The organism is Curtobacterium sp. B8, from assembly GCF_000333315.1.
Classification (GTDB): Bacteria; Actinomycetota; Actinomycetes; order Actinomycetales; family Microbacteriaceae; genus Curtobacterium; species Curtobacterium luteum.
This window is the reverse complement of the sequence record NZ_BACW01000289.1, coordinates 1-8,002: the sequence shown is the minus strand read 5'-3', so window position 1 is coordinate 8,002 and position 8,002 is coordinate 1. Positions and strand designations below refer to the sequence as shown.

The window sequence follows — 8,002 nt, the reverse complement described above, 5'->3', positions numbered from 1 at the left end:
GGTTCGACGCGACCGGGCGCCCTGCCCTGGGCACTCGGCCTCGTGCTCGCCGGCGCCGGCCTGATCGGTGCGCGCACGNTGCGCCGCCGTCGCGCCCAGCGCTGATCCCGGCGCCTCCCGTCGGTCGCGTGTCCGCGTGACCGACGGGAGGCCCGACCCGGCCCCGTCCCGCCCNGCACGGCGCGACGGGGCCGTCGTCGTCACAGCGGGGGCGCCCGTCGGTAGCGTGGGCACATGCCCACGCTCCTGCACATCGACTCCTCCGCCGACCTCGCCCACTCGCGCTCCCGCGCCCTGACCGCGGCGTTCGCCGAAGCCTGGCGTGCCCGCGGCCCGGAGTACACGGTGGTCCGCCGCGACCTGCACGTGGACCAGCTCCCCCACCTCGAGACCTCCGCGCTGCACTGGGCAGCCGCGGACCGCACCGCCGACGAGGTCGTCGCGCCCGAGGCCGAGGCACTGCGCCAGGAGGTCATCGACGAGCTCCTGGCCGCCGACGTCGTGCTCGTCGGGTCGCCGCTCTACAACTACACCGTGCCGTCGACGCTCAAGGCGTGGCTGGACCGGGTGCACATCCCGGGCGTGCTGGTCGGCGACGTCCAGCCGCTCGAGGGCCGGCCGGTCGTCACCGTCGTCAGCCGAGGCGGCACCTACGACGCGGACACCCCGACGGAGGGCTGGGACCACGGCTCGCCCGTGCTCCAGATCATCCTCGGGACCGCGCTCGGCATGAAGCACTACCCCGTCACGGTGAGCGCCACCCTCGCCGACCGTCTGCCCGACCTCGCACCGCTCGCCGACCACGCCGCGGCCGAGTTCGCCGACGCGAAGACGACCCTCGAGCGCCTGGCAGCCACGCTCGCCTGATCCCTCAGGCGGGACGGACCTCGTCCGACCGACCGAGGAGGGCGATGTGGTACGCCGTCTGCGTCAGGGCGCTCGCCAGCAGGAAGCCGGTCATGGACTCGATCCCACCGCTGAACGGCACCCGCGAAGCGACCTCGTACAGGGTGGGGCCGTGCAGGGCGTCGAGGGCCTCGGCGACGTGCCGTGAGCGTTCCTCCCGGTGCCGGACGAGGACCCGCGCCCGTGCGACGACGTCGCGGAACCGGTACTCGTGGCCCGGGCACACCTCGAGGTCCTCGTACCCGTCGAGACGACCGAGTGACGCCAGGTAGTCCCCGAGCGGGTTCGTCTCCGGGCGCCCGCCGAGTCCGATCCCCGAGTTGATGCGCGGCAGGACGTGGTCCCCGGGTGAAGAGCAGTCCGTCCTGCTCGTCCACGAAGCAGCAGTGGCCCGGTCGTGTGGCCCGGGCGTCCACAGCGCGGGAATCGTCCGACCGGCGATCGGCACGACGTCGCCGTCCTCGAGCAGCAGGTCCGCGAAGGGCTGGACCACGCGCCCCAGGCCGATGCGACGGCGGCTCCCCCAGGTCTCGACCACGCCGGCACGCAGATCCTCCGGGAGCCCCACGTCGCGATGTCGGCGTCGTTCGCACGTGCGTGGCGCCGTTCGTGCCGGAGCGCCTCCACCTCGAGGCGGTGCATGGCCACGCGCGCCCCGCTCGCGCGCCGGACCGCGTCGGCAGTGCCGAGGTGGTCGGCGTGGAGGTGCGTCACGACGACGAGCCCCACGTCCTCCAGCGAGCGACCGATGGCCGCCAGACCCTCGCGGAGGACGGCGAGGTCGTCGTCGGCGGACCATCCGGGATCGATGAGGGTGAGGATCCCGTCCGTGCCCTCGACCACGTAGACGAGCGTGGCGTCCGGGACACCGAAGCGGAACGGGACGGCGAGGGTCCAGACGCCGGGGCGGATCTCCTCGACCGGCGGCAGGACGCCGTCACGGAGCGCCGCGGCCTGCACGGGACTGATCGGTTCCGGTGCCGGCGCTGCCGGCGGGGGCACGGTCGTCACGCGCCCACCCTAGCGACGCGCGCCGCCGCGCCGGGGCCGCACCGGGCCTCCTGGCCGACCGGGCCGACCGCGTCGCGTCCGCGACCGGACCGCCACCCGGATCCGTGCGCTGGCAGTTCCGGTGCACGGAACTCGCGGATCGTGAACCGGAACTGCCACCGACCGAACGGAGGACCACGTCGCGGAACGCGACCCGGTGCCGTGATCCGACCCCGCACGAGTAGACAGGCCGCATGGACACCGCACCCATGCTCGCGAAGGCCGTGCCGACCATCCCGGAGCCGGACAGCGTCCGCGGCGGGCTCCGGTACGAGCCGAAGTGGGACGGGTTCCGCGGGATCGTGACCGTCGACGGCGACCACGTCGAGATCGGCAGCCGCGGTGCGAAGCCGCTGACGCGGTACTTCCCGGAGCTCGTCGAGACCTTCCGCGCGCAGCTCGGCGGGCGGGAGCACCCGGTCGTCCTGGACGGCGAGGTGGTCCTCCGCACCGGCGAGCCGGGCTCCGAGCGGCTCGACTGGGACGCACTCTCGCAGCGCATCCACCCGGCGGAGTCGCGGATCACGAAGCTCAGCCGCGAGACCCCGGCCCAGTTCATCGCGTTCGATCTGCTCGCGGTCGACGGCGAGGAGTTGCTCGACCGCACGTTCGACGAGCGCCGGGAGCGACTCGAGGCCCTCGCGACCGACCTCGCCGACCCGCTGTTCGTCACGCGCACGACACTCGACGTCGACACCGCCCGCGAGTGGTTCACCACGTTCGAGGGCGCCGGACTCGACGGCGTCGTGGCGAAGCCCCGCGCGCGTCCGTACGAGCCCGGCAAGCGGACCATGCTCAAGGTCAAGCACCACCGGACCGCGGACGTCGTCGCGATCGGCTACCGGGTGCACAAGAGCGGGCGCGGGGTCGGCTCGCTGCTCGTGGGGTTGTACGACGCCGACGGCGAGCTGCGGCAGGTCGGTGGTGTGTCCGCCTTCTCCGACGAGCGGCGGGTCGAGTTGGTCGATGAGCTGGCCCCGGTGGTCCTCCGGGAAGCGGACGGGAGGCCCGTCACCGGTGACGGGGAACGGTCGCGCTTCTCGTCGGGTCGCGACACGTCGTTCGTCCGGCTGACGCCGGCTCGGGTGCTCGAGGTCCGCTACGACCAGATGGAGGGCGACCGGTTCCGGCACACCGTGCAGTTCGAGCGGTGGCGTCCGGACCGCGACCCGGAGTCCTGTCGCTACGACCAGCTCGACGTCCCCGTCGCCTGGGATCTGCGAGCAGTGCTCGAGTAGTGCTTGCCCTGTCCGATTCTCGCTCGTATGCTCGACTTAGTTAGGCTACCTAGTAACCTCGGGGGCAAGGAGGACACCATGGTCATCGACGGCATCAGCGAGACGCACCGCGGCACTTGGTCGCGCTTGACGCGGCTCAACACGGCGAGCGTCAGCCTGCCGATGCGGACGACGCGGGTGGACGACAGCGCGCCGATCGTCGACGAGCGCAGCTAGCGGTCCTCGGCCTTCTTCGCGCGCGACGGCTGCACCCGCGGCGGCTCGCCCGGCATCTTCGGGAAGTCCGGCGGGAACGGCAGCTCCCCCAGGCCGTTGCCGAGGTCCCGGTCCCACCACTCGAGCAGCGGACCGACGTCGCCCGGCTCGGCGTGCATCGCCTCCCACGCGTCGCCCCGCGCACGGAGTCGCTCGGGCACCGACCGCACCGTGAACGTCCGCGGGTCGACGGAGCCGAGCTCCTCCCAGGTGATCGGCGTCGAGACGCTGGCGTGCGGGAGCGCCCGGGGGCTGTACGCGCCCGCCATCGTCCGGTCGCGGTTGGCCTGGTTGAAGTCGACGAAGACGCGCTGCCCGCGCTCCTCCTTCCACCACGCGGTCGTCACCTCGTCGGGCATCCGCCGCTCGAGCTCCCGTGCCGCGGCGATCACCGCGTGCCGCACGTCGAGGAACTCGTGCTCGGGACGCACCGGCGCGAAGACGTGCAGGCCGCGGTTGCCGCTCGTCTTGATCCACGCCGTCAGGCCGACCTCGGCGAGGACCTTGCGGAGCTCGTGGGCGACCGGCACGGTGTCGCGGAACTCCGTCCCGGGCTGCGGGTCGAGGTCGATGCGGAGTTGGTCGGGGTGGTCCGGGTCCTCGGCGCGCGAGGCCCACGGGTGGAACACCACCGTGTTCATCTGCGCCGCCCACACCGCGACGGCCGGCTCGTCGACCACGAGCTGCGGGTGCTTCCGGCCGCTCGGGTACGTGACCGTGACGTCACGGACGTAGTCGGGCGCGCCCTTCGGCGGGTTCTTCGAGAAGAAGTCCTCGCCGTCGACCCCGCCGGGGAACCGCTGCAGCGAGATCGGGCGGTCGCCGTTCGCCCGGACGAAGGCGTCCCCGACCGCGACGAGGTACTCCGCGAGGTCGAGCTTCGTGATGCCCGGCTCGGTCCAGAGCACGCGGGACGGGCTGCTGATCCGGACCTCCCGGTCGCCGTCCGGGCCGGGGACCGTCAGCGTCGTCGCCTCGCTCGCCATGCAGCGGACCGTACACGGGCGTGCCTGCCCCTGCTCCGAGCCGGTCTCACATGGTGTTCCAGTGGAGATGGCCGTTCGCGTCCGGCCCGTGGCCGCCACACGTGTACGAGCGTCCGTTCGCGGCTTGCGCGACGACCCCGTTCTCGGCATCAGCGCAGAACGCGCCCGGTGTGATGAGCGCATGCCCCTGCGGCACGCTCGGCTCCTGTGCGGCCGGTGCCGGAGCGACGTACGTCCCGATCGTCGTCACCTCGGCGACGGGAGCGCGGTTCAACTCCTCACGGACCTGTTGCCGTTTCGTCTCCACGCCGTCGACGGTCGTCACGCGGTAGAAGGTCGTCTTCGCACCGTCGACCCCCGCCGTCGTGACGTGGGACTCCCCCTTGGGGACCGTCGAGTCCTCGACCGTCGTGCGTGCGAAGGGCACCGGCGTGCGCTCGGAGACCATCGTGACGACGATCTCTGGCGTGGGCGTGGGAGAAGCAGTCACCGTCTGGCTGGGCGTCGGCACCGCACTGTCCGTCGAGACGCCTGACGGGGCCGGGGCAGCCGAGTGCAGGAGCGGTCGCGCCGCAGCTGTCACCGACGGAACGGACGCAGACGTGCTCGACACGACCACACCGACCAACGCACCAGCCGAACCGACGCCGCCGACCCAGATCGCGGCCGCGACGACCACCACGACCGTGGCCTTCGCCTTGGTCGTCATCGTTCCCCAGCGCATCACAACTCCCTCACCCTTGACCAACGCTCAAGGATGCGCACTCCGCATCCGTCCGGCGTACCCCCCGAACGGGGATCGCCGCGTTGTGCGGACAACAAGCTGACCCGTGCACGCTTGTCGAGTGACGGCGTACCTCGGGGTGGACCTGGCGTGGGGACTCGGCTCGGAGCGGAAGCCCGCGAACGAGACCGGTCTCGTCGCGATGGCGCAGGACGGCACGATCACCGACGCCGACTGGGCCCGCGGGGTCGACGCCGTGACCGAGTGGATCGCGGACCACCTCGGACCACGCACCCTCGTCGCCGTCGATGCCTCGCTCGTCGTGACGAACCCCACCGGCATCCGCGAGGCCGAACGGCAGGTCGGGCAGCGCTACGGCCGGTGGAAGGTCGCCGCGAACCCGACGAACCTCGCCTCCGCGGCGAGCGCCGGCGCCCGGCTGCTCGACCGGCTGACGGCGCTCGGCGTCGGGTACGTCGACAGCACGGCGACGATGCGGGAGCGGACCGGCCCCGCTGCGTTCGAGTGCTACCCGTACACGACCCTCGTCGGTGTCGAGGAGCTCGGGTACGACGACGAGCGTCCCCGGTACAAGCGGCTCGACACGACGATCCCCGCAGCCGAGGCCCGGGCCCGACGGGCGGTGGCGTTCGACGCGCTCGTCGAGCGACTCCGCACCACGCCCCTGGACCCGCCGCTCCTGCTCGACTCGCACCCGCTGACGGCCGGGCTCGCCGAGCCCTCCGTACTGCACGGGCCGACGCACAAGCACCGGGAGGACCTGCTCGACGGCGCGCTGTGCGCGTGGACGGCTGCGTTCTGGGAGCGGCACGGCGACGGACGCGTGCAGGTGCTGGGACGTGATCCGTGCCTCCCGGCCGACCCGGCGGAGCCGCCGGACGAAGCGGGCCGACGGCCCGTCGTCGTGGCGCCCGCACGCGCGTCCCAGCGGCGCCCCGTCGGTAGGCTGGACGCGTGACGACCACCACCGATCCCCTGCGCATCGGGCTGGTGTCGCTGCACACCTCCCCCGGCGACGAACCCGGTTCCGGCGAAGTCGGCGGGATGAACGTCGTCGTCCGTCACCAGGCCGAGGCGCTGGCCGACCGTGGCCACCACGTCGAGATCGTCACGCGGCGCTCGTCCCCGACGCAGCCCGACTCGGTGTCGCTGGTGCCGGGGGTGTGCCTGCGCTTCCTGTCCGCTGGGCCCGCCGAGCCGGTGCCGAAGGGCGAGCACGACGCGTTCATCGAGCCGTTCCGCGCCGGACTCGCGCACCTCGGCCCGTTCGACGTCCTGCACTCGCACCACTGGTTCTCGGGTGTCGCGGCGCTCCCGGTGGCCCGCGACCGGGGCATCCCGCACGTGCAGTCGTTCCACTCGATCGCGGCTGCGTCCGACACACCGCTGTCCGAGGGCGAGCGTCCGGAGTCCGCCGGGCGCCCGGCCGGCGAGCAGCTGCTCGCACGGGAGTCCGACGCGGTCGTCGTGGTGTCCTCGGCCGAAGCGGAGACCGTGCGCGACCGCCTCGGCGGCGACGGCGCGCGGGTCTGGATCGTCCCGCCGGGCGTCGACGGCTCGGTGTTCCGCCCGGCCGCGGCCGGCGCCCGACGCGCCGACGTCCCCTACGTGGTCGCGGCAGCGCGGGTCCAGCCGTTGAAGGGGCTCGACCTGGCGATCGAGGCGATCGCGGGCATCGACCGGGAGGCCCGCCCCACCCTCGTCATCGCGGGCGATGCCTCGAGCGAGGCGGGCGACTACGTGGCGGAGCTGCGTCGGCTCGCGGCCGCGCACGGCATCGCCGACCGCGTGACCTTCGTCGGTCCGCAGTCGCGAGCCGACCTGGCATTCCTGTTCCGTGGCGCGGCAGCCGTGCTGGTCCCGTCGCACTCGGAGACGTACGGCCTCGTCGCGCTGGAGGGCTCAGCATCCGGGGTGCCCGTCGTGGCCGCGGCTGCCGGGGGTCTCCGCGAGGCCGTGGTCGACGGCGAGACCGGGGTCGTGCTCGAGTCCCGCGACCCCGGGGTGTGGGCAGCGGAGATCGCGCACATCCTGACGGACGCCGAGTACGCGGCCGGGCTGGCTGCGGCGGGCCGGGAGCACGCGGAGCGGTTGAGCTGGGAGCGTTCGGCGGCGGGGCTCGAGCAGGTGTACCGCCGGGTCCTCGGGCGGGAGTAGGCGGTGGGGGCCGAGGTGCGCGTGCCGCGGGCCGGCGGCGTGGCGGGCGCGGGCGCGGCGGGTGTGCCGGGCGCGGCGGGCGTGCCGGGCGCTGGCGCGCCGGGCGCTCGGTGCGAGGTTGTGCACTGCGTGCGAGGCCTCAGGCATCGCACCGTGCGCAGAACCTCGCACCGTGCCGCCCACCTCGTGCATCCCTCGCACCGTGCGAGGCACCCGTGAGCGGCGGCGACCCGTTCGACCGGTTCTGGGCGGCGCTCGACGCGGTGCCGGTGGCGTCCGACGCCGAAGCCCTCTACGACGAGAGGACCGTGGCGGGGCGGCTCCGTCGCGCGAACCTCGCCACGTACCTCGACTCGGTGGGACGATCGGCGTCGATGCTCCTCGTCGCCGAGGCCCCGGGCTGGCGCGGCATGACGAACACGGGCGTCCCGTTCACGAGCGTGCGGGAGCTCGGGCCCGAGTACCTCGTGCCGCCGGAGCCGACCGCGCCGTGGGAGGCGTCGTCGCGGGTCGTCCGGGCGGTGCTCGCGGAGTGGAGTGGGCCGCTGCCACTGGCATGGGCGGTGTTCCCGCACCACCCGTTCGCCGCGCCGGACCGGCTGACGAACCGGACGCCGCGACCCGCCGAGGTCCGGGCGGGGGCTCCGGTCGCGCTCTCGTTGCTC

The 8,002-nt window shown here is 73.5% G+C and carries 9 protein-coding genes and 1 pseudogene; 6 read left to right on the top strand and 4 right to left on the bottom strand.

Annotation, left to right across the window (positions count from 1 at the left end; genetic code table 11):
- Nucleotides 1-234: 234 nt before the first annotated feature.
- Entirely contained in the window at nt 235-867 is a 633-nt protein-coding gene (locus I59_RS07050; RefSeq protein ID WP_022903258.1) for an FMN-dependent NADH-azoreductase, read from the top strand.
- A 4-nt stretch (nt 868-871) separates the two neighbouring features.
- On the opposite strand, the gene I59_RS23405 is transcribed toward I59_RS07050, so the two are convergent.
- On the bottom strand, nt 872-1,444 hold the full coding sequence (locus tag I59_RS23405; RefSeq protein WP_261976535.1) for a hypothetical protein: 573 nt from the start codon (nt 1,442-1,444) through the stop codon (nt 872-874).
- A gap of 74 nt (nt 1,445-1,518) precedes the next feature.
- Nucleotides 1,519-1,866, bottom strand: a pseudogene (locus I59_RS23845) (MBL fold metallo-hydrolase); the annotation flags it as partial.
- 284 nt (nt 1,867-2,150) lie between these two features.
- Here I59_RS23845 and I59_RS07040 point away from each other — a divergent pair.
- Together I59_RS07040 and I59_RS22710 are read left to right on the top strand one after the other, a co-directional pair.
- Complete coding sequence (locus tag I59_RS07040) at nt 2,151-3,194, top strand: ATP-dependent DNA ligase (protein WP_022903257.1); 1,044 nt, start codon at nt 2,151-2,153, stop codon at nt 3,192-3,194.
- 78 nt (nt 3,195-3,272) lie between these two features.
- Nucleotides 3,273-3,410, top strand: a complete 138-nt coding sequence (locus tag I59_RS22710; RefSeq protein WP_022903256.1) for a hypothetical protein — start codon at nt 3,273-3,275, stop codon at nt 3,408-3,410.
- Here the strand turns inward: I59_RS22710 and ligD are convergent.
- Entirely contained in the window at nt 3,407-4,435 is a 1,029-nt protein-coding gene (ligD, locus tag I59_RS07030; RefSeq protein WP_022903255.1) for a non-homologous end-joining DNA ligase, read from the bottom strand. The two genes, I59_RS22710 and ligD, sit on opposite strands and share 4 nt — an antisense overlap.
- A gap of 46 nt (nt 4,436-4,481) precedes the next feature.
- A complete protein-coding gene (locus I59_RS20755) occupies nt 4,482-5,159 on the bottom strand; it encodes a G5 domain-containing protein (protein WP_083881970.1) in 678 nt (225 codons plus the stop codon).
- A 121-nt stretch (nt 5,160-5,280) separates the two neighbouring features.
- On the opposite strand from I59_RS20755, the gene I59_RS07020 reads away from it, so the two are divergent.
- The 3 genes from I59_RS07020 to I59_RS19430 form a co-directional block, all read left to right on the top strand.
- Nucleotides 5,281-6,138: a DUF429 domain-containing protein gene (locus I59_RS07020; protein ID WP_022903253.1), complete on the top strand. Its 858-nt coding sequence runs from the start codon at nt 5,281-5,283 to the stop codon at nt 6,136-6,138.
- The gene (locus I59_RS07015) at nt 6,135-7,337 is read left to right on the top strand and encodes a glycosyltransferase (protein ID WP_022903252.1); all 1,203 of its coding nucleotides are present in this window, start codon (nt 6,135-6,137) and stop codon (nt 7,335-7,337) included. Before I59_RS07020 ends, I59_RS07015 begins: the two co-directional genes overlap by 4 nt.
- A gap of 215 nt (nt 7,338-7,552) precedes the next feature.
- Nucleotides 7,553-8,002 (top strand): hypothetical protein (locus I59_RS19430; protein WP_042726544.1); only part of this gene is annotated, 450 nt, incomplete at its 3' end.

What these genes read in the sequence shown, in the direction of transcription:
- I59_RS22710 (WP_022903256.1), top strand. Translation starts at nt 3,273, where the DNA reads ATGGTCATCGACGGCATCAGCGAGACGCACCGCGGCACTTGGTCGCGC.
- I59_RS07050 (WP_022903258.1), top strand. Translation starts at nt 235, where the DNA reads ATGCCCACGCTCCTGCACATCGACTCCTCCGCCGACCTCGCCCACTCG.
- ligD (WP_022903255.1), bottom strand. Translation starts at nt 4,435, where the DNA reads ATGGCGAGCGAGGCGACGACGCTGACGGTCCCCGGCCCGGACGGCGAC.
- I59_RS20755 (WP_083881970.1), bottom strand. Translation starts at nt 5,159, where the DNA reads ATGCGCTGGGGAACGATGACGACCAAGGCGAAGGCCACGGTCGTGGTG.
- I59_RS07040 (WP_022903257.1), top strand. Translation starts at nt 2,151, where the DNA reads ATGGACACCGCACCCATGCTCGCGAAGGCCGTGCCGACCATCCCGGAG.